At 44.3% G+C, this 25235-nt stretch carries 23 protein-coding genes; 2 read left to right on the top strand and 21 right to left on the bottom strand.

The window, feature by feature from the left end; genetic code table 11:
- The first annotated feature begins 28 nt into the window (after positions 1-28).
- The gene (locus tag MHM95_RS05795) at positions 29-2020 is read left to right on the top strand and encodes a TonB-dependent receptor (protein WP_239384654.1); all 1992 of its coding nucleotides are present in this window, start codon (positions 29-31) and stop codon (positions 2018-2020) included.
- 17 nt (positions 2021-2037) lie between these two features.
- A complete protein-coding gene (locus MHM95_RS05790) occupies positions 2038-3414 on the top strand; it encodes an aldehyde dehydrogenase family protein (protein WP_239384647.1) in 1377 nt (458 codons plus the stop codon).
- A gap of 24 nt (positions 3415-3438) precedes the next feature.
- Here MHM95_RS05790 and MHM95_RS05785 read toward each other — a convergent pair whose 3' ends face one another.
- From MHM95_RS05785 to MHM95_RS05685, 21 genes are all read right to left on the bottom strand, one after another.
- On the bottom strand, positions 3439-3771 hold the full coding sequence (locus MHM95_RS05785) for a carboxypeptidase-like regulatory domain-containing protein (protein ID WP_022944452.1): 333 nt from the start codon (positions 3769-3771) through the stop codon (positions 3439-3441).
- 155 nt (positions 3772-3926) lie between these two features.
- Entirely contained in the window at positions 3927-4757 is an 831-nt protein-coding gene (locus MHM95_RS05780) for an immunity 49 family protein (protein ID WP_022944451.1), read from the bottom strand.
- A 150-nt stretch (positions 4758-4907) separates the two neighbouring features.
- The gene (locus MHM95_RS05775; protein ID WP_022944450.1) at positions 4908-5528 is read right to left on the bottom strand and encodes a hypothetical protein; all 621 of its coding nucleotides are present in this window, start codon (positions 5526-5528) and stop codon (positions 4908-4910) included.
- 575 nt (positions 5529-6103) lie between these two features.
- Positions 6104-6403: a hypothetical protein gene (locus MHM95_RS05770; RefSeq protein ID WP_239384643.1), complete on the bottom strand. Its 300-nt coding sequence runs from the start codon at positions 6401-6403 to the stop codon at positions 6104-6106.
- A gap of 130 nt (positions 6404-6533) precedes the next feature.
- Positions 6534-7118: a hypothetical protein gene (locus tag MHM95_RS05765; protein ID WP_239384642.1), complete on the bottom strand. Its 585-nt coding sequence runs from the start codon at positions 7116-7118 to the stop codon at positions 6534-6536.
- A 207-nt stretch (positions 7119-7325) separates the two neighbouring features.
- On the bottom strand, positions 7326-7808 hold the full coding sequence (locus tag MHM95_RS05760; RefSeq protein ID WP_239384640.1) for a hypothetical protein: 483 nt from the start codon (positions 7806-7808) through the stop codon (positions 7326-7328).
- A 98-nt stretch (positions 7809-7906) separates the two neighbouring features.
- Complete coding sequence (locus MHM95_RS05755; RefSeq protein WP_239384638.1) at positions 7907-8680, bottom strand: hypothetical protein; 774 nt, start codon at positions 8678-8680, stop codon at positions 7907-7909.
- A gap of 85 nt (positions 8681-8765) precedes the next feature.
- Positions 8766-9191, bottom strand: a complete 426-nt coding sequence (locus MHM95_RS05750; protein WP_239384637.1) for a hypothetical protein — start codon at positions 9189-9191, stop codon at positions 8766-8768.
- A gap of 645 nt (positions 9192-9836) precedes the next feature.
- The gene (locus tag MHM95_RS05745; RefSeq protein WP_239384635.1) at positions 9837-10364 is read right to left on the bottom strand and encodes a hypothetical protein; all 528 of its coding nucleotides are present in this window, start codon (positions 10362-10364) and stop codon (positions 9837-9839) included.
- Between the two features lie 429 nt (positions 10365-10793).
- A complete protein-coding gene (locus MHM95_RS05740; protein ID WP_239384634.1) occupies positions 10794-11195 on the bottom strand; it encodes a VOC family protein in 402 nt (133 codons plus the stop codon).
- An 11-nt stretch (positions 11196-11206) separates the two neighbouring features.
- Complete coding sequence (locus MHM95_RS05735; protein ID WP_239384632.1) at positions 11207-15241, bottom strand: RHS repeat-associated core domain-containing protein; 4035 nt, start codon at positions 15239-15241, stop codon at positions 11207-11209.
- A 16-nt stretch (positions 15242-15257) separates the two neighbouring features.
- Entirely contained in the window at positions 15258-16121 is an 864-nt protein-coding gene (locus MHM95_RS05730; protein ID WP_239384630.1) for a hypothetical protein, read from the bottom strand.
- Positions 16112-17134 carry a hypothetical protein gene (locus tag MHM95_RS05725; RefSeq protein ID WP_239384628.1) on the bottom strand — a complete coding sequence of 341 codons (1023 nt, stop codon included), beginning with the start codon at positions 17132-17134 and terminating at the stop codon, positions 16112-16114. Before MHM95_RS05725 ends, MHM95_RS05730 begins: the two co-directional genes overlap by 10 nt.
- 21 nt (positions 17135-17155) lie before the next feature.
- Positions 17156-17449 (bottom strand): PAAR domain-containing protein, encoded by a 294-nt coding sequence (locus tag MHM95_RS05720; protein ID WP_026111034.1) that lies wholly within the window; start codon positions 17447-17449, stop codon positions 17156-17158.
- An 82-nt stretch (positions 17450-17531) separates the two neighbouring features.
- Positions 17532-17927 carry a hypothetical protein gene (locus MHM95_RS05715; protein ID WP_138509734.1) on the bottom strand — a complete coding sequence of 132 codons (396 nt, stop codon included), beginning with the start codon at positions 17925-17927 and terminating at the stop codon, positions 17532-17534.
- Positions 17928-18113: 186 nt separating this feature from the next.
- Positions 18114-19082: a suppressor of fused domain protein gene (locus MHM95_RS05710; protein ID WP_239384627.1), complete on the bottom strand. Its 969-nt coding sequence runs from the start codon at positions 19080-19082 to the stop codon at positions 18114-18116.
- Positions 19083-19412: 330 nt separating this feature from the next.
- A complete protein-coding gene (locus MHM95_RS05705) occupies positions 19413-20120 on the bottom strand; it encodes a hypothetical protein (RefSeq protein WP_239384626.1) in 708 nt (235 codons plus the stop codon).
- A 221-nt stretch (positions 20121-20341) separates the two neighbouring features.
- Complete coding sequence (locus MHM95_RS05700; RefSeq protein ID WP_239384625.1) at positions 20342-21049, bottom strand: ankyrin repeat domain-containing protein; 708 nt, start codon at positions 21047-21049, stop codon at positions 20342-20344.
- Between the two features lie 84 nt (positions 21050-21133).
- Positions 21134-22639: an Mbeg1-like protein gene (locus MHM95_RS05695; RefSeq protein ID WP_239384624.1), complete on the bottom strand. Its 1506-nt coding sequence runs from the start codon at positions 22637-22639 to the stop codon at positions 21134-21136.
- A 1-nt stretch (position 22640) separates the two neighbouring features.
- Entirely contained in the window at positions 22641-24473 is a 1833-nt protein-coding gene (tssI, locus tag MHM95_RS05690; RefSeq protein ID WP_053910770.1) for a type VI secretion system tip protein TssI/VgrG, read from the bottom strand.
- A gap of 77 nt (positions 24474-24550) precedes the next feature.
- A complete protein-coding gene (locus MHM95_RS05685) occupies positions 24551-25030 on the bottom strand; it encodes a type VI secretion system tube protein Hcp (RefSeq protein ID WP_022944431.1) in 480 nt (159 codons plus the stop codon).
- Positions 25031-25235 lie beyond the last annotated feature (205 nt).

Below are 25235 nucleotides of genomic sequence, written 5' to 3'. Positions count from 1 at the left end.
TTTATGAGTGATTTACACCGTATGTGCGATGTTCCGTTTTTGTTTCTATTATACGCTCGTAGGCTCGTTTGTCTTTCCAGCCTTGGCTGAACAAGCGAGCAGCGATGAGCTCTTTTCTCTAAGCTTTGAACAACTACTTGATGTTCAAGTAGATATCGCATCAAAAAGTGCAGAAAGCCAATCTCTGGCCCCTTCTTCGGTGACCTTATTTACCCGCCAACAAATTGCCCAGTTGGGTGTCCACAACGCTTATCAATTAATGAATTATGTGCCCGGCATGCAGCTGACTCGGGGCGACTGGGTCGGGGCCGTGCCAAAAGAGCATGCGCGCGGTGTGCATTTGGACAGTGGCAATATTCTAGTGATGATTAACGGTGAGCGCTTAAATGAAGTTTCCTTCGGTAAGGCCTCAGTGTACACACCTTATATTCCGGCGCAGTTAATTGAAAGAGTAGAGTTTATTCGCGGTCCTGGCTCTGCATTGTATGGCAGCAATGCGTTTTTAGGGGTGATGAATATTATCCTAAGTGACGATAACAATGCCTTGAGTGTTGGCATAGGTGAGAATGCTCGCCAGCAATTAACAGGGCAGTTGTATCAAGCGACGTCACTAGGGCGGTTCTCTGCTAATATCGCGGTGGAAAAAACCAATGGTCAAGATTACGACGTTGCCGATAATGTTCGTGACCCACTGTATTCTGTTTTTGCCAATACCCAGTTTAGTACCGAGCGCTTAACCATCAATGCGCGCTATCAGCGTACTGAGCTGAATGAATTCTTGAATTTAGGCGGGTACAGCCCTCAGAATCGTCATCGCAGTGATAATTACGCCGCCAGTGTTGCCTATCAGTGGTTGCAAGGCGACCACGATTTGTCCTCCCAGTTGAGTTATGCCGAGCATCATATTGAAGCGCAAGGCTTAGTAGAGGGCCTTAATCTACCTGAAAACATGCCGTATTTTGTTGGTCCTAACTGGCAAAGCTCTGAGCTTAAGTTTGTCAGCGATTATCAGCATCAGCTTCATGCCAACAGTATGTTATTTGCAGGTGTTGAGCTGCGCCGAGACGAACAAACTCAAGCCGGCGTTGTGACCAGCTATTTCAATGACCAATCAGGCTTTATTGAGCTCAATAGTGAGTATTATGAAAACCCTTCGCGAGTACTGAGTCGCTATCGTGAGTTCAGTGATTTAGAGCATCGCTTTGATGCCCAAGCAGGCTATGTGCAAGTGAAACAACAGCTTCCAGATTTTGGGCTCACTGCCTTTTTCGGGGCACGCTATGATCATGTCAATGGTATTGATGCACGTTGGTCACCACGAGCCTCGCTTATTTACGAGCTGCCCAGCGGCGACACTCGCCATGTTTTAAAAGCGCAATACGGCGAGTCGTTTCGTACTCCGGTCACCAATGAGCTTTACTCTAACGATGATATCACCTCAGGTAATGCCAATTTATCCTCTGAAGTGATCAAAACAACCGAGCTGGTGTGGTTAGCCCAAGGCACACAGTGGAAAAGCGAAGTGGTATTGTTTGATAATGCCCTAGAGGATTTTATTGATTTGGTGATGGTCAACGAGCAGCAGCAAGCTTTTACCTTTGCGAATGTATTCAGCACCACTATGCAGGGTATTGAGATGAGTGCTCAATCGCAGCTAGGCCAATATAGTGATGTGCGAATCAATTATACCCAGCTATTTGATGATCCCATTAGTCCAAGCTTTAAGCGCTTTGCGAGTGTGGCGGTGAATATGCAGCTTGAGACATTGATACTTAGCGCGAATGCCCTGTGGCGCGATAGTGTTGAAGTATTCGGTGCTAACGATAAGCGCTTTTATCAAGATGCGTATGTGTTGCTCGGCGCAGCGCTGCATTGGCAGATGGATGAACATACACGGCTGAGCTTAAAAGTAGAAAACCTTACCGATAAAGATTACGATACCTTCGATGCGCGCGTGTTTGATGGCCGCGTACCCGGGTACGGACGTCAGTCCAGTCTAACCTATACTTATCAGTTTTAAAGAGCAGGGATATTCTAGTGAGCGAGCAGTTGTGTGTGCTTGATAAGGTGTTTTCGCAGTTTAAACAAGCCCATGAACAAGAGCCAATAATGAGTCTTGTACAACGCAAGCAGGCGCTATTAGCGCTGAAGCATGCACTACTTGATGCACAAGAGCCATTGATTGCAGCAGCCAACGAAGATTTTGGCTATCGCGAGCGCTTTGACACCTTGGTGAGCGACATTCTTCCTACGATAGAGGCATTGGACTACTGCCGTAAAAACCTCGCTAAATGGGCTAAACCGGAAAAGCGCCAGGGTGGTTTTGCGCACTTTCCCTCGTCATTACACGTACATTATGAGGCCAAAGGCGTGGTGGGCGTTGTATCGCCTTGGAATTATCCAGTGAATTTGGCGTTATCGCCCCTTGCTTTTGCCCTCGCAGCGGGTAATCGAGTGGTGGTGAAATTGAGCGAATATACGCCTGCTGTGAATCAAGTATTAAAAACATTGCTTAGCTCTGAGTTGAAGCGCTATGTGGCCTTCATTGAAGGAGATGCACAAGTAGGGGCCGCGTTTAGCGCTAAGCCTTGGGATCACCTTGTGTTTACCGGCTCCGGTCATATCGGCAAAAAGGTAATGCGCAGCGCTGCTGAGAATCTCACACCTTTAACTCTAGAGCTCGGTGGTAAGTCGCCGGCGGTGATGTTGCCTTGTGCGCAGGTCAATCATGCGGCAACCCAGATTGCCTTTGGTAAATCGACTAATGCTGGGCAGATATGTGTAGCTCCGGATTTTGTCCTTTTACATACCTCACAATTAGATTCTTTTATCACTTGCATCAAAGCAGAGGTGGCGCAGCTAGGCCACCGCCCAACGAAGGTGATTAATCAGGCTCAGGCTAATCGCCTAAAGGCGTTAAAAGAGGATGCAATCAGCAAAGGAGCCAAGGCTTTGGAGCTCATTAATGGGGGGGATCAACATGTGTTAACCCTGCTTTTAAATGTCGATGATAGCATGCGTGTTTGCCAAGAAGAGATCTTTGGGCCGTTATTGCCTATCCAAACTTATGAGCATATTGAAGACGCCTGTGCAGCGTTAAAAGCGCAGCCCAAACCATTGGCATTGTATTTGTTCGCGACCAAGCGGGCCCATTGGCAAAAAGTGAGTGAGCAAGTAAAAAGTGGTACGTTGGCGGTTAATGACACCCTCATGCAAGTCAGTGCAACTGATTTACCTTTTGGCGGGGTAGGAGCATCGGGATTTGGCCAGTATCATGGTATTGAGGGGTTTTATACTTTTTCCCATGCGCGCTCGGTTCTCAAAACACCCCATTGGTGGCCGCGTGCGAAGTTGTTGTTACATCGCTCGCCTTGGTTATTAAAAATAGTGACTTGGCTTTACTTAAAAAAATAGGAGGGTTACCCCTCCTAAGCGTATTTATAGCTGTTTAATTTCGATATCAATCACGGTGTTATTCTCTACCATGACCCATTCGCGGAAGGTTTCGTAGCCGGGTTTACTCACTTCAACCTCATATTCACCAGGTTGCAGCTCTATCCCATCGTGGTATTTCGGACGAATATTCATAATTCTTACGCGTGAATCCGAAGGGGTGGTATTCACGGTTAACTGCGTGATCTCAGGCTTGACTACCTCAACAACTTGCTCTTTTGGCTCGGTATTAGTCTGTGGCTCAGCAGGTGCTGGCGCTTGGGTATTTTGACACGCTGCAAGCATTAAACTCAGGGCAAGGACAGATAGCTTTTTCATGGATTTTCCTTAACTGTGGCTTCACTTCCTAGTAGGTTCGTACGAACTTTCAGGGATCTCTTCGTTAATGGTTTAATTTTAGATACAGCTGCGCACTGTAGCTTACTCACAGCGATATAGTCAACGCAGTTGAGATAAATCCAAAAAAATATACGCTAACTAACAATATAAAAACGTGGCATAAAATCGGTATCAATATCTACACTGCGGCCTTGGTCTTGCACTAAACAGGCTGTGCCTAAAAGCTCAATAGGCATGTAGAAGTTAGTGTGGGCATGGTCGGCGTAAAGGTGCTGACCTTGGTATTGCCAATAATGATTTAATGCACCTAGGAAGGTCTCATCTAGATCAGTTGCTTTACTGATCAAGGCATTATTAATCAGGCTTAATTTTGCATTGGTGCAATGTTGAACTAGCGGGTTAGTGTCGGCGGCAATTTGCTGGCTCAGAGCGATGATTTCTGGTTGCGAGACCTCTTCTCCCAGCAACACTTTTTGCAGCAGCTCGGCTAACATAAGCTCAACCTCCGGGCACACGGCACGGCTCTCTCTTAAGTGAGACAAATCAAACGCTAACAGTGAGGAAAGGGCATCGTGGTCGCGTACTGTGAGCGCACAAAAGACGGCTTCTTGCCAATTCTGTGCATTGATCCGGCCTTGGTCAACTAGGCCGACGCCGTTGTACTGGGTGTCGTGCTGTTCACCATTAAATTCTAGCTCTACAATACGTTCAGGGTCGTTCGCGAGGCTAAATAATAGTGCATAGGCCTGCGCACAGTGAGCAATGGCTTGTTTCGCCTCTGCGTTGTGCTCTGGGCTTTGCTCATATGAAAGGTACTGCGCTAAAGTGAGTGCGTGATTAGCGAGCCACATCAGGTTATCGCGCTGCACATGCACGAAGTTAAGGGTGTCTTGGTACTTTTTGCGGCTGGTGTTTATCTTCTCGTCAATTTCAGAAATTGTAGTAGGGCGCTCAATGTTTAGCATGACATATCCTTGTTCGGGGGGTGAACTTATCCTTAAGCCACTATTGTAAACAACACCATCGCAGTAGCGCAACTGTACTTTAAATAGCAAAGGCTCTTTTAGCCATCAAGTAGGTAATGACCGCAAGAGCCTTTATCGGGGGCGTGTTAGCTATCTTGGTAAGTTTTTACTGAGTTTTTTATTCTTATTCATTACACCCGAGTAATAACCGTGCAGTGCCTCGTTTAATTGCCGTTCGCAACGTTTAAGCTGTTCGCTTTGTTCAATAACTTGCATGCTCAGTTTTACTTTTTCTTCACGCAGGTTTTTTACATCAATACTTTGGCTATCTAATCGACTTTGTAGTTCATCAACTTGGCTGTTCGACGCTTTAAGTAATTCATGTAATTCTTTGTTGCGCTCTTGTAAGTCACGGCAATGATGCTTCATTACATGCTTACTGGTGCTCGCTTCCTCAAGTTGCTGTTCAAGCTCGGCCATTTCAATTTGCACATCGCGTTTGGCCTGCATTTGCACTTGCTGCATCTGCTCTGCCATTTTATCCATATGCGCAAGGGCTTTTTTATTTAATGATTCCGCTTGGTTTATCTGCTGAACCAAAGGGGCATGAGCTTGTTCTAGCTGCTTAATTTGCCGCTCTTTTTCTTGTAACAGTTGCTTGTAAAGGTGCAGTTGCTCACTCAGGGAAGGCTCGCCACTACTTTGGCCAATAGGGGTTACGGTAGCCTGCGGCATAGGTTCAACTGGGGTATGAAAGTCTGAGTGCGCCATTGTCTGTCCTTGGAGTTCTTATATGTATTGGTCAAACTTTAGCAAATACGGCCAGTAAAAATTTGATCTATATCAGGTCCAGACCCGCTGAAAACTTTGCTCAGCAAAGACTTTGATCTAGCGCAAATAATGGGTGAGGTAATGGAAGGTTTGGCTCTGAGTGCACGGGCAAATACAAGCTATATACTTATGACGATAGAGCAGACTTATAGATTTACTATTTGGGTGACTACTATATAAACGCTCAGCGATAAGTCGTGTCTAGGTTATCTCTTTGCGAATGCTTAATTTAGCGCCTGAAATAATGAAATGCGTATTATTTTAGTTGTTAAACTAAGTGTACCCTGCTAGCTAAGCGTTTATCACGCAACACTAGCAGGGGGAAAGTGCTTCATAAAAAGTTAGAGCTCGTTTGAGGATAAATGCCGCTCAGCAGATTCCAGCTTTCTCTTAGCATACTTTTTCTGAAAGTTTGATTGGGTATGCTTTAGAACATGTTTAGCGTGGATAGCTACTTTCTTCCAGTTTCTATCTTGTATATATAAATCTGCCAACTTCATATGGTTTGCAGCAATTTAATTAGGGGTAAAACTTTTATCTAAGACCAGTAACTCCTCACGAAGTGCTATTGCTTTAGCGATATCCTTTTTCACAAATTGGCCTGACCCATAAAGCCAAGCTAACGTAGTATAAGCGCCAGGCGCTTTAATTTTTAGCCTTTCTTTGGCCTCTGCTACCAGCCTAGTACCGTCACCTGTATGCAAACTTATAGGTACCAAAGCTGACCAGTAACCCATCTCATAGGCTTTTTCACACCATGCTTCTAAAAGCTCTGGTGCATTTATCAAACTTTTGTGGCACTGCTGCGCAGCCACTTCGACGGTGAGCTCAGGGTCGTCAATCTTAATAGAGTGATCCCAGCGAGGGCCCGCTGCCATAGCTATATGCGTATATAACGCGAACAAAATAATACAGAGAACGAGTGAAGGTGACATTCTACAGGCCTTAGTTGATATCTTTTTGACTGTGTATTTTAGCTTTAGCTGCTTCAATAATAGAGGCTGCATACTCTCGTTTGTTACTATCGTTTATATACTTGGCCGCAACACTTGCGTGTTTTAGAGTGAGAGGCCAATTGTTTTGTTTTTGATATATTTTGGCTAAATCCAGATGAGTTTGCCCATACCATGGCTGTGAAGGATCAATACCTTCTAGGTAATCATTATAAAGAGCTAAGGAGCGACTCTCGTCGCGCCGCACAAACGTACCACTTTTATAAAGCCAAGCGAGTGAAAGTAGGGCAACGGAGTCACCTGCCTTAATGCGTTTATTTAACTCTTCAATGTAACGCGAACCATCTTTGGTGTGGTAACCAATATTAAGCAGTGCCTGTGCAAATCCAGCCTCGGCTGCTTTTTCACACCAAAAAAGCACCCTGTCGGGACGATAATAAAAGCTTTTATCGCATAGTCTCATGAGTTTGTCGGCTGTGAGTGTTGGAGCATTTTCGTCAGGTTCTTGCCAATTTGCTTGCGCTAAACACGAAATAAAGAGCAAGGGTACTGTTACCCAAGGAGCGTTTACTACCATGTGAAAGCCTTATTGTCTTAGTAACCAATAGATAACGATAAAGTGTACAACTTGTATCTTACGCTTTTCCCGCCCACTTAAATCTTTGAGCCTCCAACATACTGTTCGGTTATGAATAAATATGGAGTGATTCGCTTGACTCTTGTTTACAAAAATCAAGCGAGGATACTACCTAAGTATGAGCAAGTACTGCGATAAATTACATTGTCATTGAGTGCTTGGTTGGGTATGTTTTTTCGCTTTGGCTATTTGTCTTTGAGCAGCATCAATATCAAACTTAAAGCGGCTGTGCTTTTTGACGTAGCTAGCGTGTTTGATTACCGCAGGCCAATTTTCCTGTAGCTGATATAAATCGGCTAACTCTTTATGAGCAGAGGTTCTTATTGCTGGTGTAACTCCGGCATGAGCAAGATTTAGCAGCTCTTTATTTAAAGATATTGCGCGTTCAATATCTTCCTCTACAAACTGCCCTGAGCCATAGAGCCAAGCCAACACTGTGTATGCTTTTGGCTCTTTATTTTTTAGTCTTTCACTGGCCTCTGCTACCAGCCTAGTACCGTCACCTGTATGCAAACTTATAGGTACCAGAGCAGACCAGTAACCCATCTCATAGGCTTTTTCACACCATGCTTCTAAGAGTTCTGGTGCATTTATCAAACTTTTGTGGCACTGCTGCGCAGCTTCTTTCACGGTAAGCTTGGGGTCGTCAATCTTAATAGAGTGATCCCAGCGAGGGCCCGCTGCGATTAGAGTGCTGGGTAATAATGCTAGGAACATCGCTAATGCCCTTACCATGATAGGGCTCCTTCTTGTGATACCTTCCTCTCAGGCAAATGAACGGTGAAGGTTGGTAAACGAGAATCAATAGCACTGCCTTTTTTGTAAAAGTATTGTTGTGAAAGTGAGCCTTCTTCATCCGATTGTCCTTCACAATAGCTTTTGCTAAAGCAAGCTAAGCCCCCGACATAATCAACAACTCTAATCCTATTCACTCCAGAGGCTCGCATAATTGAATCCATACCTAAATGTTTTACACCAGCTTTGAAGGCATGGTACCTGTGCATGTAAGCAACTACCTTGTATTGCGGAGACTTAGATAGAGTTTCATTTATTATTTCTGCCCATAGATAGTTTCTGTGCGTATGGGAATCGCGGCACCCTTCGCTTTCGACTTGATTCCAATTACATTTATTCTCAATTATATCCATTAATTCAATAGGCATATCCAAAGGGACTACTTTTAACCCAAGTGAGGAAGCTGCTTTAACTAATTCTAAATAGCCTGTAGCGGCACCACTGGTCCAACTCCAGTTCTGATCAAAATGATGCTTTAGTGTTTCAAGTCCTTTACCGGTTTGCTGATATGTGTTGACCTTTTCCCTCAAGGAAAGAGGCAACATTTCCATAGCAAAGTGAGTGAAGCCAGCTTTTTTGAGCTCCTTTAGAGCGCGAATAGCTTCGTATTTATATGCTGCGGGATGATGACTGGACTCTGAGATAATAAATAACCGAGAGTTACCCGCCATCTTTCTGTAATTTACATCCTCGTTTATTTTATTCATGCTATTTCCTTATATAGTTATCACTTACTTATGTCTTCCTGAAGTGAATTTAGGTTGGCACTTTCTGTGGTCTTTTAGTCATTTTTTAGTCGAAATCCTCAATCGCTGGAAGTGTGCTTTCACTTTTGTCATTGCAAAGCCAGTATTGCTTGTTATCACCTTGGGTGAATGTCACCGAGTACTCTTGGGTTAGCGTTCCAAGCTCTTCACTATGATAGTCGCTAATAACAACCTTATTTTCATCGTAACTAAAACGCATACTGTGCTCCGAAACCAACGCACGGTGATAACTCGACTTATTGACGCTATCAGCGGTAGATCCAATATCGAGCTTTAATTGTGGATGCTCAAATTGGGTGAGTGCATAGGTGTCATCTACCTTGCTCGCAACGACATAAATTGGGGTTGGATTGTCAGCGCGGCAATCAAAGATAACTTGTACATGACTTGCAGCGGCATAGCTTGAAGCTGCGAATAACAAACAGCTAACACTCCCCAGTTTTGTGACCATCGATTCTATAGCCGAATCCCGAAACATAACTATGTACAAGTTAAATTAAAAAATTTCGATTTATTCTCTATAGCTTATTCTTATTTTTGAATATCAATCCCCAGTTAGATATTAATATGATGAGCTGGAAAAATAAGTAGGTATATAAAAACATCTCTAATGACTTCGGGAGGCCATGATTGGTGCATGTCATTATACCAAAAGCCAATGATATAAATAGGTAAATGACTTCTTCTTTCAGCAAATATAGAATCTTGTCTTTTTTATCCATTCACCACTCTTCGGTATTGGAGATTTAGCGGGTTGAGAGTAGTAACATTATTCGAAGCAGCTCTCATCAATAAAATCAGCGGATAGATGCTGCCCCTTGCTCTCTACAATATCAGGGTATTTTATAGCTTCTGTTGTTAATTTCTGCCCCAAGATAAAGGAAATTTCAGCTGAAAATTTGCTAAGATTCACTATTGCAGATTTCTTTTCTTTATAGGGGTAAAAAATTCAGTATGAATTTAATTTTAATAGCGCAGCTAATGCTTCCTAATTATTCTTCTAAAATTGTGCTTTAACCGTGATAGAGCTCCGTTTTACGTAACTCTTCTTACTGAAATATGGACCTGAATAGATCTAATCGGTTTATTTATTTTGCTACTCTCTATGGGAGGTTATAATTGGTTTTATTGTGTTCTTTATAGTCGAGTCTGGACTTATATTTTCTTTTTTCCTCCCTTCAAAGAATCCACTATCTGCATCTTCCAGCTGGAATATAGACATCGCCGTTGAGTACTTAAGTCCTTTTGAACCAATTGATATTATAAAATTAGAATTTTCTGTCTCAAAGAGAATAGCGACTTCGTTGCTGTCTGGATGCATTGTTCTATGCTTTTTATGGCTATCTAAGAAAACAGTAATATTCTTTACTTTATCATCTATTAATTTTTCCCATTTATTTGGATTTGAATATTTTTCGTCTTTATAGCTTATGTAGCTATCTTTAGTAAAATCTGAGTGATAAGGTTCCTCATGTTTTAAAGATACTGACACATTGTATTTTAAAGTATTTGTTTTGAAAACAATTTCCTTGTCGTCTTCGAGAGTTACTACGATATCATCACCTATGTAGGTAAACATCTCACTGTCTTCAATAGTTGGATTCTTTTGCTTTCTTTTCTTCATAGCGAGGTCATTTTTCACTCTTGATATGTTTTTTATTTTTCTTTTTTTAACATATCAGATATGTCCTCTCTAATTGTAATAGCCTTTGAATCTAAGCTCATTGAGAAATCTCTATATTTATCTCTTGTATGGCTTTTTAACCCTTATATAAGAGGGAGCTAAACCAGTATCTAATTCGACTTAATATGAATTATCTCATCGAATGAATGGTACTAATTCAGGGGAAAGGTCAAATACCACCAACAGACAATTGAACGTCTACAACCCTTTAATCATGAGTGATGCAATTATCAACCGAATTCTGTGAGTGATTTTAAGGGGTATTTTATAAAAATGGTTTTGTAAATTAATATTCATTTTTAATTATAATGTTATGTGTTTTTTAGTATTGATGTTGAATTTTTCGCCATAGTGGAGTCGCTTAAAAGTTCAAATTCTATTAAAAAATGACCATTTTGATGGATCTATTGTTTGTTCCTTTTTCAAAAAGTCAGCTAATATTTCAAACTTATTGTTAAATGGATCTTGTATTAACATATAATATCCACCTGGATACTCAGAAAATGTCAAGATATCGACATTTTTTTCTGTGTATAACTTGCATAATTGCAAGATGTCTCCGGTGTAATGTAAACGAAACAACTTAGGTCTATCGTTTTGCAGGACATTTTCACCTTTAAAGTTTTGAGCCAGTAAAAACAAAGGACTATCCCCAAAACCTTCCGGGGTCTTGTAATAGTCCTCTAAAATTTTGAAGCCTAAAATTTTTTCATAATAATAATCAGCCTTTTCTAAATCACTAACAGGTAATAAAATGCAGTTGTTTTCCATTATCATTCCTACTATAACTTTGATGGAGGTCGTTGACTTGGTTTAGCTTTACTTCTTGCAAGGGTTATATTTCGTTTGCTCCCTTTAAGTACTTTAGCATCAACCTCTCTAAGTGTTTCTTTCTCAGCAATATAAAAAGAGCTACGATTAGGTAAGGAGTCATTACCAATATCTATAAATACATAGCCCTCTTCATGCATATCCTTAATCCATTGTATATTTCCATTGACAGCTTTTTTCTCCCACTCCTTAGAACCAAAACTTTCTCGACTAGCACCAGACTTCCTTACTATAGACTTCCAATCATTTCCAATCGTTCTAAATTCAAGGTCAGGGAACTTACTCCTCATTAAGTCAGCATAAATTTCAACTGCATGTTGCCCTTCACCAAGTACTATATATTTTTCCTTACAACTCAATCCCAGTGGGTCTACCCAGTTGATGGGGTTGGGCGCATATTGGTAGTGGTTGATACCGCCGACCAAGCCAATTGGATCTTGGTTAATAAAGCGCTGCTGTTTGGGGCTGTAGTAGCGGTAGCGATTGTAGTGCAAGCCGCTTTCTTCATCAAAGTACTGGCCCTGAAAACGCAGGGGCTGGGTAATATGCTCTGGGCTGAGCTCGATTTGTTCACTGTAACCAAAGGCATCGGTATTATTTTGCCACACCACTTCGGCGTGGGCGTTGGTCACAAACTGCGGAGTATCGAGTTGGTCTAAATGGTAATAGTACACACCACTGTCGTTGATTAGCAGCAATGGCTGATATTCTCCTGGCAGTGATACATACCAGGTATACTGGCCGTTTTGGCACTCGCCAAGCAGTTGGTTACCATCCCAAATATAGTCAATGCGCCCTTGCTCGGTCAGTTTTGCGCAGCGTCGACCGAGTGGGTCATATTCATAACGAGTCAGCTGATCGTTATGATAAAAGCTTGCGAGCTGGTTTAAGGCGTTGTATTCCAAGCGTTGGCGCTGCCCTTTGCCAAGCACATGCACTTGGTTACCACAGGCATCATAGTCAAACTCGTCCTGGCCAAGGTGGTATAGGCGGTCATCAATACAGGCTGTGCCCGTAAAGACATCCTCGCCGCTGTTATTAAGGGCAGGGGAAGTGTGCTCTTTATCAACTGGACGCAGTGCTGGTTCATCCGATGCGGTCGCTTGCTCCGGGTTACCAAAGCTGTCCCAGTGGTAGCGCGCCGATTGGTCGCCGTTGACCTCAATAAGCTGATTGATGGCGTTGTACTGATATTGCTTATCGCTACTTAGTTCGCTGTTTGAGCTCTCGCGCTGACTGGCTATAAGTTGATTGTTGCCATCGTATTGGTAACTTTGTTTGGCATAGAGCGCATTTTCTGGATGCGATAACTCCTGCTCGCAAAGACGGCCAAAACAATCAAACTGTTGTTTGGTGGTGATGTTATTGGCGTAGTGAATTTCACTGAGTTGACCATGTCGATGGCTGAGCTCAACATGGGTGTGCCCATTGAGATCGATGCGCGCCAGTTGGCCTTGGGCGTCATAATGATAATTAAGAATTTGGCCGTCGGCTAAAGTTAAGGCGCTGCGTCGGCCAAAGGCATCATAACTGTAGTTAAGGGTATGTTGGCCCTGGGTCGCTACCAGTAGTTTACCGGCTTGATCGAACCCTTGTGTCAGAGTGGTGGCACCGTTATGGGCGCGCTGAAGGCGTCCTTGACTGTCATAACTAAAATAGTTGGACAGGTTACACAGGGTGCTGTCTTTGGCATTGGGGTGAGCAGCCTGTTGCTCTATGACTTGACCAAGCGCGTTTCGTTTTAATTTAATAAAGCGCTCGTCGGCATCGTTGAGTGCGACCACACGGTTATGAGCATCAAACTCAAAGCGCTGCACGCGACCGTCAAAGCCCGTGGTGCGAATTGGGTTTTCATTAGCGTCGTAATCAATGCGGTATTCTGCACCATCACTGCGGGTAATACCGATCAAGTTGCGCTCTTTATCATAGCGGTAGCGCAAGTGGCTGCCATCGGCAAAACGCACTTGTTCGGGCTGCGCTAATCCAGCGTAATCAGCGCTAGTTTGCTCGCCATTGCCATTGGTGGTCGCCGTTAAGCGACCAGCAGCATCGTAATGGTACTCAATACGAATCGCCGCGTGCTCATCGCCTTCTTGGCGCATGACTTTGGCGCTCAGTTGGCCGGCGGCATTGCGCTCGAATTGGGTTAATAGACCGGTGTTGGTTAGAGTTGCATTAACACGGCCTAGTTCGTCGTAACTAAAGCGCGTTAGGACATCGCCTTGTTGATGCGCTAAGAGCTCGCCTTGGCCACTCCAGCTAAACTGTTCACTGCGGCCATCGCCATGCACCACTGTGGTCAATTGATTATTGTCATTGTATTGATAATGGCTGGTGCGGCCATCGGGCAGAGTTTGCGATTGCAGCAGACCCATTGCAGTAAACGCGCGCTTGAGTTCACCGCCATCGGCATAGCGAGTCAGTACATGCTGTCCCAGTTGGTTGTAAGCAAAGGTGGTTTTATTGCCTTGAGCATCGTACTGGGCCACTTTTTGACCATGATCATTGTATTCGCTGCGCTCTTCACTGCCATCTGGATGCTGGGTGTGAGTACGATTGCCAAAGGCATCATAGCGGTATCGCCAGCTATGGCCCCGCGCGTCGGTGTATTCAATCAGCTTACCGTCGCTGTTGTGAACAAAGGTTTCGGTATTACCGCGACTATCGGTACTTTTGCTCACTCCCTCTCGTGGGTATTCAAAGCTGTACTCGTAGGTGTTGTTATCACCGTACTGGCGAATACATTTTGCATCAACGCCTGCACCTTGCCACTCAAAGTGGTGGCTAAAGCCACTGGCGCGGGTACGCTTGCTAATAACATTATCGCCACGGTAGCTGTAACGCTCAATATTGCCCTGGCTATCGGTCACTGCCACCAGTTGTTTCGCGTCATTGTATTGATAACAAGCAAGCAGCGGCTCATGGATGTGACGTTTGTCTTTGTCATCCATGTGATAAGCGGCAACCTTAGTTAATAAATCATCGCCGTTATATTGCAGTACTACACCGCGCTTATCATTAATAGCAACGCGGCTTAGGCGTTCGTTGGCATCGTAGAAAAAGCTGAGTGTTTGCCCCTTGGCATCGGTGATTTTCTCGAGTAACCAGGCCTTGGAACCAGCAAAAAACGTATAATGGCTGTCATCAGGGCGTACTAAGGTTTGCTTGCCATCGTTTTGGTAGTGTAAAGCAAGTTGTGAGCTAAGCTGATAACTGGTTTGCCCTGGTTTTACTTTCTCAAACTCGTGTATGCGGCCTTGTTCATCAACGAGTTCTAGCCAATAGCGCCCGGGTGTTTTCGGGCCAACTTTCGGTGGCGCTTCGTAGCGCTCAAAAATGCTGAGAGCAAAATGATGGCGCCAGCCAAAGCCCAAGCCCACATTGGTATCGCTTTTGCTGGAGCGGTATAGGCGTTGCCACTTTAAAGGCATGGGGGCGTTAAGGGTAAAATCGACCAACGGAAGAATTTCTTCACCGCTGAGCATGGAGATAGGATCAGAGCGGCACTCTTGTTCATCTACACTTTGCTCAGTGGCCGTGTCATTGACTTGGGCTTTGTTAGGGTTGCCCTCGGATTGACCGCCTTTTTTGACCACGCTGGGTTGGGACTTTTTATCTTTTTGCGCTTTGGCACCGCCACTGGCACTGGCCGAGTTGGTATTGTCGCTAACTTGAATGCTGCGTTTAGGTTTTTGGTTATAACAAAGTAAGGAGCCTGATGCTAACGCCGAGCTTAGGCCATGGGCGACTTCCCGCGCGGTGGCGGTGTTAACCGAATGCACGCCCGCAGCGCGCAGCATATGCACACATTGAATTCGTTTATGAATATCGCCGACCAGATCTTCGGCCAATAGATTGACTTGGGCGCCTGCCGCATCTGGGGTGTCTATCGCCACCGGATCGTAGCCACCAGGGGCTTTATCATTGGCTAGGGTAATTAACACTGAGCCGCGTTTTGAGCGAAAGGCAATTGAACGAATATCCATATTCTTACGTTATTCCTTAATCAATCCATTGATACACAGAAGCTGCTTGGTAGAGTTTGGGCGTGCTGCCAAGGTGTAAAATAATATCACGATGCATGCTCGAATTGTAGTCATTATAGATACCAATAAATGAATAAAGGCCAAACACTGCGCCGAGCTGACCATGAACGTATTCACTTTGAGTCACCTTTGGTTGCTCAACCACTTTACCGTTTAGTTGTAAATACCCCTCAAGCCAGGCACTAGGCCAAGGCTCTTCCCCTAAGGCGGGGGCTACAATGTGCTCTATTGGGGCGGGCACTTCTTTTACCGCTTGGCTGAGTAAAGTAGGGAAGGGATTGTGTTGTTCGATATCGAAACAAGGTTCACCGTGACAAAAGGGCACGTGCAGCCCTGTTTCACCAAATTTTACTCGTGCTAATGCGAATGCGGCGCCGTTATTGTGTGTGATACCTTCATTTAGATGTAAAAATTGCTCATCTAAGGCAATGAATGTGACATTTTTAGCAAGCTGCATCGCTTTAATGAGCGCGCAGTGCAGTGCCGATTCACCGTGCGCGAAAAACTCGTTTACCGGGTGGGAGTGGCCTGGTTGTACCCGGCCATTGGGAGCCACTTCGTTTAAGGCTGAAATAAGCGTATTTAGACGTTGCTCATCATAAGCGAGGTTAGGCAGCAGCCAAAAAATAGGCTCCTCGAGGTCAAACTCAAAGCGGGCTAAAAACTGATTCAGTGGCGCAATAAGAGAAATAGGCCAGGGCATTGCCTCGCTCTGTTGCGACTGCTCGCTTACAGGCATTGGCTCGCTAAGAAGAAGTGCAGCTTCGGTACTTTCGAGCCCTGGAAGGGCGATATCGAACTCTGTGAGTGTTATTGCCATGTGACCCCCAAGGAGAGTGGATGAACTATATGGCTCTCTTTTTTGTGCATTAAATTAAACAGCTGCGCCACCAAGTAAGGCGTAATAGCATCGAACTGATAGTCTTTAAGCGGGTGCGTGTAGATGTCTTTCCCTGCCAGTAGTCGATTGCCAAAATCGACCTGCTCGCAAAAGGTTGGCCACTGTGTTGATAGTTGCTCTTGAAAGTCGCCCAAGGTATCGGGAGCAAGCCAAGCTTCGGTCAGTTGCTCTTGCGTAAATAGCGTTTCTACATGCTCGCCGTAACAGTTCATGAAGGTGTTGATAAGCTCGTTATTGGGCTCCTCACACAGTAATTGGTAAATCAAAGGAAGCTGCTTTGTCAGCCCCGCGAGCATGAATAGGTGTGCAATGTCTTGTGGGCTGTGGCTTTTTGACCAGGTATTGGCAATACGCTGAATATCATCATTGGAACAGGTCAAGAAAAATAGTTGGGCTAAAGGGTGCGTGAGCGAATAACGGGCCAGTATTTCTTCGCAAGCAGTCAATATGTCTTGTTTATCGTTTGCTTGCCAACTTAAGGTTTGCCCCGTGAGCAACGCGCGATAGTCGCTGTAGTCTGTCGTGTCGATTTGCTGCAACACCGACTCGGGAATATGTGTTAACACCCCCTCTCGCCAAGCCAGCTCTAAAGCGATGGCATGATGCTCTGGTGATTCGCTAAGTAACAATTGATTCAGTGCAGATTTCAGACTTAATCGTTGTAGCCTGATCAATAGCTGGCAAAAAAGCACTCGTTGCTCGAAGTTGGTTTCATCGCTAACTATAAAAGCTGCATCGAGCAGCGTTTTGCTGGCTATACTCAGTGAAAAAGGGCAATGAGGATCAGAAAAATCTCGCAAACCCGCGCTGGCCTGCCGCAATTCGACGGTGAAGCGATTAACTGCGCTTAAAAAGCTGGCACGATTAGCCAAAGGATGTGATTGTAAGCACACCAGTTCTTGCAAACGTTGAGCGGTATTCAAAGCTTCCATGCGTGAGTGCAATCCTTTAGCCTAGCCACCAATCAATACAGTTGGATTACCAACTACTATTTTCCCGCCGTGAGCGGTCCCATCGCCCATACGTGCGGCGGGTTTACCATTGATTTTTACAGAACCTGAGCCTGAATTAATGGTATCCGGCGGACCTACGCAAATAAGTTTATCGCCTTTTCTGGCCGCTGGCAGGCCACCAATCAATACATTGCCTGAGCCCATGATTATAGGGCCACCGACATGGGGAACTGGGCCGGGATTAGTCTTGGGGCATACATGCATATGAGTCAAAGTGGAAGCGGGTTTTCCCATGATCACATCCTTTTAATCGCTGAAAGGCTATATTATCGCCGATTAATAGTGCGTCGACAAGTATATTGAATGCCCAGCTCGATTATTCTGAAAAGTCAGGCTTCAACAAGGCCTGCAATGGCTCAAGCTCCGTGGTATTAAAGTCCCAGCGCTGATGGTTTTTAAATTCGAAGTCTGCTTTGAAAAAGCCGCTTTTTTGTTGAATTTGTACCAATAATTGCTGAATTTGCAAGGGGCCTTGGCGAGTAATTTCCTGCTGCATATCCTGCACCATATCTGAGAGAACCAAATGCTCATTGGAGTTGACGTAAAATGGCGTGGCTGAACCATCGTCTTGGTAGTAGAAGCCAGCGTTTGCAAACCCCTTATCTTCTCGAGTAAGAACCAAAGCTAAGGTTGACCAAGTAATGTCTTTTAGTGCTGACGCTTTTAGCACCTCATCAACGATTCGTTGTAAATATTTAATATCAATGCCCATAGCTTATGTCCCTATATAATGGTTTTGGTTGCTAAGGTTAACACATAAGAAAGGGAGCTGGGGGAGTCATCGAGAATAACAGCTCAGGATTTAAAGTTTAGACAGATCTCTTATAGTGGGCTTACTATGATAATTTCTTACTCAAAATATAGAATAGGGGCTGTGGTAGCCCCTATAAAGCAAATCCTAACGCCACTGTTTCACACCGACAGTTCTGCCTTCTGTGTCTTTGATGCGGTAGTCATTAATGCTAAAACGTATGTTCTCAAATTCATCAAAGAAGAACGCCTGAACCCGAAGTTTAAGTTGCTCCATCATTTGTTGGTACATGCTCGGAGTGAGGTATATTTCTGCCCAGCAATCATCGACACCTTTAACCATGGCTGTGTCGCTAGGGATTAATTTTATGTTATGTTCTTCACTGATTATGATTAAATCTTGACCGTGGGGTAAACGTCCAGGCAGCACAGATTCTAGGTATTCAGCTGCGAGCGCATCAATTTGGATATAAGCAGTGGTTGCGTCAGTTACTTGAAACATAATCTGACCGCAGGGAACTAATTGTGTATCTGAACCGTCTTTATCACGGCCGCGTTGAAATGCCGCCTTTATATTCTCGTTCTTTAATAAAGAGAAACGCTTAAGATCAATAATATTCTTTGGAACCTGCAGGGTTAGTAACTGTGCAAACTTATCTAATTTCCAACCACGGGCAGCCATTTCTTCGTCATGAGTGATGGCACAAACCTGCAAAAAGTCAATGCTATCCATGCCCTTTAATTCGCAGTCTTGAGTAAAAAATAATGTCGTTAAAAAGCAATCTGCTTCACGAACAATTGGGCTACCCAATGGTAAGAAACTATTTGCTTCAATAGGCTCCTCGCGACCGAAAATACGACGTGCTACAGCTTTAAGCAGCTCGAAAGGCCATTCAGGTGCCGCTTCTTCGGAAGATTTAATGCGTAAAGTGAGCTCTTGACCAAATTGTGCGAGACCAGTTGTTATGTATAGCCAATGTTCGCATGGATCTGTAAGACGAAAAGCTGACACCTTTTCCAAGGGGCAATCACCACCTAGCTCAAATGGTATTTCAGGTGCGAACTCAGTTGCGTCCAAGCCACTTATTAAATCTGAAAGTGCGATCGTTTGGGACATTTTTTTCTCCTTGTTTACGATTGATGTCATTCTATGACATGGCTTAATTGTATTATTTAAAACCTAAACTTAAGTCTATAACTTTTCCGAATCTAGGATGTACTCAGAGTATATTATTTTTATCTCTCTATTTGTAGCTTTTAATATATCCGCATTGTTGATTAATATGGGATTTTAATGGTTTTATTTTATGTGCAGTTGCTTTTTGGTGAGTTTTGTTAAAACTAGATGAGAAAATGGCCTTAGTTATTTAAAATTAAAAAATCGGTCTCATTTTTTGCAGTGTTGCTTAACCAATTGAAGTGAACTTTTATTGCTCATAAAAAGTCTTTAGTTATTATTTCTTACCTCTTTCGGTGAGGGCGGAGGAAAAGAAACGCCTTTTTCTATCATTAGTTCTTTCACTTTCATCGCATAATCGTAATTACTGGTTCCGGGCCGAAGTAATTTCTTTCGCAGATCTCGCTCTATACTATTAGCTACAGTTCCGCCTGTGGCTGAAGGCGCAGAAAAGTCGCCACCTTGGGTAATAAATAGTAAAGTATATTTATACTTTAGCATGAGCGCCGAATAATTGGCGGCGTTATTGTTCATCGCGTCTGTGGCATTAAGATCAACCCCATAAGCTAATAACAAATTTACTTGCTCATCTTTGTCATTAGCAACCGCATTGAATAAAGCCGGCTCTAAGCTTGCATCTACTGCATTGGGGGAGGCATTATATTCAAGCAGAACCTGCATCATTTCGGTTTTGTCGCTACCGGCTAAAGCCGACAATAGTTGCTCTTCAGTCGGTCCATTTCGGTCTAGGGTTACATAAGCTGGAAAGTCAGGATCAGCACCAAGGTCTAGCGCAAGCCTTAATGATTTTTTATTCGTTTCCATAGCGAGCCAAAATAGTGGCGTAATACCATGCTCACCGTGTACATCCAGTGCAACGCCAGTATCAATGATAGCTTGCGCGGCTTGCTTGTCACCCGCTTTAATGGCGTTGAGCAATGTTACATGGGAGGGCTCAAAAAATTGTTCAGCTTTCATACCTTGCGCTAGTGTGGGCATGGCCATAAATATAAGTAGCACTGCATACAGCCATGTGCGTGCCACGTTAAAGTTGGAGAACGTCAATGTCAGTCTTACGCGAAGTCTGAGCCAATGAGTGTGACAAGGTTAATAGGCTTATTGATTTATCACTCCTTTCCGGTAGCAAATAAAGTAGAGCGGGCAGTGATTCAGTTGCGGCCTTTTAGCTACACAAAGCCTTAATTAGCCGCTCTAACTTCTTTCGGTGAGGGGGGAGGAAAAGAAACGCCTTTTTCCATCAGCAGTTCTTTGATTTCCATTACATACTCATAGTTATCAGTGCCAGGGCGAACCAATTTTTTACGCAAGTCTTTTTCTATACTGTTGGCAACCGTGCCGCCGGTGGTCGAAGGGGTAGAGAAGTCGGCGCCTTTGGAAATAAATAGTAAAGCGTATTTGTACTTTAGCATGAGCGCCGCATAGTTGGCGGCGTTGGTGTTCATCGCATCTGTGGCATTAAGATCAACATCATGCTTTAGCAGTAACTCTATTTGGTCGTCTTTATCGTTGGCAATAGCATTGAAAATAGCTGGCTTTTTATGGGCATCAACGCCGTTAGGAGAGGCATTATGCTCTAGTAAAGCCTGCATCATATCTGTTTTGTCGCTGCCCGCTAAAGCTGCAAGAAGCTGTTCTTTCTTTGGCTCGTTCCGGTCTTTTTTAACTAGGGCCGGGTAGTCGGGATTCGCGCCGAGTTCTAGCGCAAGCTGTAACGATTCTTTGTCCGTCTCCATGGCGAGCCAAAATAGTGGCGTAATACCGTGCTCGCCGCGTACATTCAGTGCAACGCCATTATCAATGATAGCTTGCGCGGCTTGCTTGTCACCCGCTTTAATGGCGTTGAGCAACTTTACATGGGAGGGCTCAAAAAATTGTTCAGCTTTCATATTTTTTCCTTGAGTAGGCAATGCCATGCAGGCTATCAGTATCAGTGCCAAAGGCACAGCAATAAAAAGAAGCTTCATGTTCACCTAGCCTAAGTAATTGTCTTTAATGGTATTGAGGGTGTTTATATCTTCTTGCTTCTGCGACTCAATTCCCTCAACTACTTGGTCCATACCGTGGCGGTCTATGGGTGTGCCACCTTGAAGGCTTGGCAGACTGCGCATATCACCAGACGCTTTAGGGATTAGGTCTAAACCGGCAATTGCCGCAGCTGTAGCAAGGCCCGCGACAGGGCCTCCCAGATATCCCGCAGCGCCAGTGAGTATGCCTTTTACTGGTAAGCTCTGCGCCATGGTGAGAACATCACCATCAACCGCTTGAGAAACAATCAGTTTTGATACTTCTTCTAAAGGCAACCCTTGTTCACGTGCCGACGTTTTCGGGTGTAAGCCTGAGGAGTTAAAGGTATAGCCTTTATTTCCCGATACAGCCACACCGGATGTTGCCAGTCCGCCACCGAGAGAGTGACCGACCATAATGACATCATCCTGATATAATTGCTCAGCTCTTCGTGCAAGTTCCATCGCTTGGTTGTACTGGGTCGTTTCCATACCACTGCCTTGCATAAAGTTGGTTTTCCAATCTGCTGCACCGGTTACACCGTTGTTCGTTCCTCGGAACGTTAACATTTTTTCACCAGTAATATCAGATTCAAATAACGCGGCTCCGAAGCCCGAATCATTATCAGTAAATACCGCGTCCGCTAATTCTGGTGTATTTTCTGCGTTAAGGTGTTTTAAACCCACAGGCGGTTCTGGCAGCGTGTCTATATGCCCTCGGTTGTATTCATCAACGCGATAAACATACTGAGCGGCCTCAGCACGAACGACATTGTCATTATTAAAGTCAAGACGCTGCGCTGCAGGCTCTGCTCCAGGTAGCGAGCGGGTATCGGCAATTAGAGTCTTTCTTTGCTGATAACGTTGTTGCCTAGCTGCGACAGCATCAAACTGTTCAGGGGCCTCTGCCACTTGGGGTAATGGGGTGTTTGTCGAAGGCCTGTCTATTACACCGGCCGAGCTTGAGGCTGGAACTGCAGCTTTGGAGCTAGAAGGCGTGCTTTTACCTTGAGGACTGGCCAAATCTGCACCACTACTACGTTTTGGTTGCTCAGCGCTGGATTGCTGTGAACGAGTCTTGTCAGATTTTTGCAGCTGACGTTTTACAACGCTTGGATGCTGGGCAATATCTTCTAGTGGATAAACAACTAGTCGGCCGTCTGTCATCGCTTGCGCCACATCGCACAACTGTACATGCAAGGGCTTTGAGCCGCCATTTAGTAAGGTTAAGTTTAAATAGTCGTAAAGCGCACTAATGATAAGGTGATTATTTCGCCACGGGTCCAAGTCTTGAAGGAACTGCTCTGCAAACACCACCCCCGCACTGAACTCGGCCATTGCTGGCCCCAGCATGGGATCATCAGGGATATGTTCTGGACGACATATTAAGTGAGGCTCGCCAAAACAGCAGTACACCACGATACCTTGTGAAAACAAGGCTTCTTGGTTGTGGCTGCTAAGGTAAGCGTTCATATTAATTCAACTTAATCACGCCAGCTTTAAGGGCAATTTGACTGCCATTGATCTTGATATTGGTGCCTTTAATATCAATGCTGCCATCGCTTTTCATGGTGATAGACGCGCCGCCAGTTTTAATATTAATCTCTTTACCAGCTTCAATATTAAGTGCGTCACCTACTTTCAGGGTGTCGTTTTTACCTATATCTGTACTGCGATCTTTGCCGACTTTGATCGTGTCGTTGTTGGTTATATCACTTAAGCGGTCATTGAGTATGGTGTCTTTCTGATCGTTTTTAACATGTAAGTGATGGTCTTTCTCTGCTTGTAAGTAGAGAAGCTCACTGCCTTTTTTATCTTCAAAGCGTATTTCATTAAAGTTATCGGCGCCACCTTCTTTGGTGGACCTTGATTTAATACCACTTTGGGTTTTATCCGCAGGCAATGCATAAGGAGGCATCAAGTCGGCGTTGTAGAGCGCACCACTGATAATGGGTTGATCAGGATCGCCATTAATAAATTCAACTAAGACTTCTTGTCCAACGCGAGGGAAGAAAAACGCGCCCCACTTTTTACCCGCCCAGTTTTGAGCTACACGGATCCAACATGAGCTCTTGGAGTCTTTTTTACCCTCGCGGTCCCAATCAAATTGCACCTTTACACGGCCATACTTATCGATATGGATTTCATCACCTGGATCACCGGTTACGAGTGCAGTTTGTATACCTTGAACTAAGGGCTTTTGGTAACTGCGGGTAGGGCGATAAACAGTATCTTTAGGTACGCAGCTAAAGCTGTTTGAGTAGACTAAGCCTTCACTTTGGCCAGCACCCGATTGGTTAGGAACATTGGCAGAGGTACGTAATTTTGTAACTACAAACTTCTTACCCTCTAGGCGGGGGTCTTCATGCTTTTTAAACGCAAAGATACCACCGAGCACAAACGAGCGACAGTCACTTTTACCGCTACTGAGGTTCATGTCTTTTTGTAATGCTTGCAGTTGAATTGAAGCGAGATCCGAGGCGCGTTTGTTGCACTCTGCCTCGCCGGTGTACTCGAATACCTCGCCGCTGCTTTGTGTCGGCAGCTCAGGCTTTTTCTGCTCACCGTCTGGGTATTTGCTCGGTTTTTCAAAGTCATAACCTAAACGTTTATAACTACCCGGAGCCAGAGAGAGACCACCTTGCCAAGCGCTGATATGAGATTCACTAAGATGGCCCGAGGAGTGGGCTACGGGTGAGTCTGCTACATCAGCATAGACGGTTTCATCATCGGCAAAAACTAAAGTGTGATTGCCTTGTGAGTGCTCAAAATAGAAGTAAATACCTTCTTGCTGGAATAAGCGTTGGATAAATTCCAAGTCATTCTCTTGATATTGAACACAGTACTCGTACTTTGGATAACTCTTTTTAGTTTTATCGCTAAAAGCAACGCCATGTTGACCAAATAAATCAGCGGCAATTTCCGTAACCTTCTTTTGCTGATAGATTCGATAATTTTGGCGATGTTGCATTGTCGCAGCAACAGGCACAATAGTAACCTGATAATCGATGTAATTTTTTTGCTCATCTTTATCAGCTGTGCGTGTGCCTAAGGACACCATTTGACTTACGATACCATGAAAGTGGCGAGCCGCACCGCCGCCTTTAGCATTGCGTAACTCAATAACAGCCGCTTTACCTACTACGGCATCATGGCTTACTTGCGAGCCAATGGTAAACATATTAGCAGAGATAACAAACAGCTCGGACATACTCTCCGCAGCATTAAAGCTAGTGAGATAAAACGCATCCTTGCCAGCCGCTGTGGTGATTTTAATTACATTTTTGTCTTGTGTCGCTTTTTGCATTCCATGCCTCAATTGTTATCCAAAATACAGTAAGCTCCGACGCGTGAGCGCCGAAGCTGAGTGGGGCAACAAATAAATTACATTTGTTGACCTTTAACACCGCTGTAGCCGTATACAAGCGGCGCAGTAACACTGTTTTTGTCGTCTGTAGGCTTAACAGTCATCATCATTTCTGTGTAGCTGATGGTGATTGTTTCGATAGGACGATCGTTTTGTACAGACACGCTGTAGCTAGAGATCATGGCATCGGTCAGGTCGATTTTCATGATTTCTTCTACTTTGTCGCCTTGTTTAGTGATGTGGAAAGTGGCTGGAACACCTTTACCAATCGTTGCTTCTTTGAAAAGGTCCGGAGACGCTTTATCTTGAAGTTTAGTGATAGTTACATCACCTAGGCGGGTCGCGCTTGCTTCACGGTCCATTGCGGTACCAGTGTGAGCTGAAATTTCACGGCTAATATTCCAATCCATAGACAAAACAGTGATCTTGTCTTTGAAATCCTCAGCAGTAGTTTCACCTACAATTGAACCATACTTTAGATAAGTATTTGCTTGCATTTCTTATGCTCCTTTTTGCATTTTACTAACATCCATAAATGGATAGGGTACTTCCCGGCGAACCGGAAATTTATAGCTTCGACTTCATTATCTTTTGAACTGCAAGTAAAGGGTGGGTACTGATAAATCCCTTTGTCAGCAAAAAATAATTCCTTCTCTAGTGCATCTTTATATGCGCTGAGTAAATTATATTTAATTGCGATAT

It is taken from the genome of Pseudoalteromonas sp. CnMc7-15, assembly GCF_022347925.1.
Classification (GTDB): domain Bacteria; phylum Pseudomonadota; class Gammaproteobacteria; order Enterobacterales; family Alteromonadaceae; genus Pseudoalteromonas; species Pseudoalteromonas ruthenica.
This window is presented reverse-complemented; position numbering and strand designations above follow the sequence as displayed.

Bases quoted from the DNA above. Each gene is read 5' to 3' on its own strand.
- MHM95_RS05730 (WP_239384630.1), bottom strand. From the start codon at position 16,121: ATGGCAATAACACTCACAGAGTTCGATATCGCCCTTCCAGGGCTCGAA.
- MHM95_RS05685 (WP_022944431.1), bottom strand. From the start codon at position 25,030: ATGCAAGCAAATACTTATCTAAAGTATGGTTCAATTGTAGGTGAAACT.
- MHM95_RS05775 (WP_022944450.1), bottom strand. From the start codon at position 5,528: ATGGCGCACTCAGACTTTCATACCCCAGTTGAACCTATGCCGCAGGCT.
- MHM95_RS05725 (WP_239384628.1), bottom strand. From the start codon at position 17,134: ATGGAAGCTTTGAATACCGCTCAACGTTTGCAAGAACTGGTGTGCTTA.
- MHM95_RS05720 (WP_026111034.1), bottom strand. From the start codon at position 17,449: ATGGGAAAACCCGCTTCCACTTTGACTCATATGCATGTATGCCCCAAG.
- MHM95_RS05745 (WP_239384635.1), bottom strand. From the start codon at position 10,364: ATGAAGAAAAGAAAGCAAAAGAATCCAACTATTGAAGACAGTGAGATG.
- tssI (WP_053910770.1), bottom strand. From the start codon at position 24,473: ATGCAAAAAGCGACACAAGACAAAAATGTAATTAAAATCACCACAGCG.
- MHM95_RS05715 (WP_138509734.1), bottom strand. From the start codon at position 17,927: ATGGGCATTGATATTAAATATTTACAACGAATCGTTGATGAGGTGCTA.
- MHM95_RS05705 (WP_239384626.1), bottom strand. From the start codon at position 20,120: ATGAAAGCTGAACAATTTTTTGAGCCCTCCCATGTAACATTGCTCAAC.
- MHM95_RS05785 (WP_022944452.1), bottom strand. From the start codon at position 3,771: ATGAAAAAGCTATCTGTCCTTGCCCTGAGTTTAATGCTTGCAGCGTGT.
- MHM95_RS05695 (WP_239384624.1), bottom strand. From the start codon at position 22,639: ATGAACGCTTACCTTAGCAGCCACAACCAAGAAGCCTTGTTTTCACAA.
- MHM95_RS05740 (WP_239384634.1), bottom strand. From the start codon at position 11,195: ATGGAAAACAACTGCATTTTATTACCTGTTAGTGATTTAGAAAAGGCT.
- MHM95_RS05700 (WP_239384625.1), bottom strand. From the start codon at position 21,049: ATGAAAGCTGAACAATTTTTTGAGCCCTCCCATGTAAAGTTGCTCAAC.
- MHM95_RS05735 (WP_239384632.1), bottom strand. From the start codon at position 15,241: ATGGATATTCGTTCAATTGCCTTTCGCTCAAAACGCGGCTCAGTGTTA.
- MHM95_RS05795 (WP_239384654.1), top strand. From the start codon at position 29: ATGTTCCGTTTTTGTTTCTATTATACGCTCGTAGGCTCGTTTGTCTTT.
- MHM95_RS05710 (WP_239384627.1), bottom strand. From the start codon at position 19,082: ATGTCCCAAACGATCGCACTTTCAGATTTAATAAGTGGCTTGGACGCA.
- MHM95_RS05755 (WP_239384638.1), bottom strand. From the start codon at position 8,680: ATGAATAAAATAAACGAGGATGTAAATTACAGAAAGATGGCGGGTAAC.
- MHM95_RS05780 (WP_022944451.1), bottom strand. From the start codon at position 4,757: ATGCTAAACATTGAGCGCCCTACTACAATTTCTGAAATTGACGAGAAG.
- MHM95_RS05765 (WP_239384642.1), bottom strand. From the start codon at position 7,118: ATGGTAGTAAACGCTCCTTGGGTAACAGTACCCTTGCTCTTTATTTCG.
- MHM95_RS05750 (WP_239384637.1), bottom strand. From the start codon at position 9,191: ATGGTCACAAAACTGGGGAGTGTTAGCTGTTTGTTATTCGCAGCTTCA.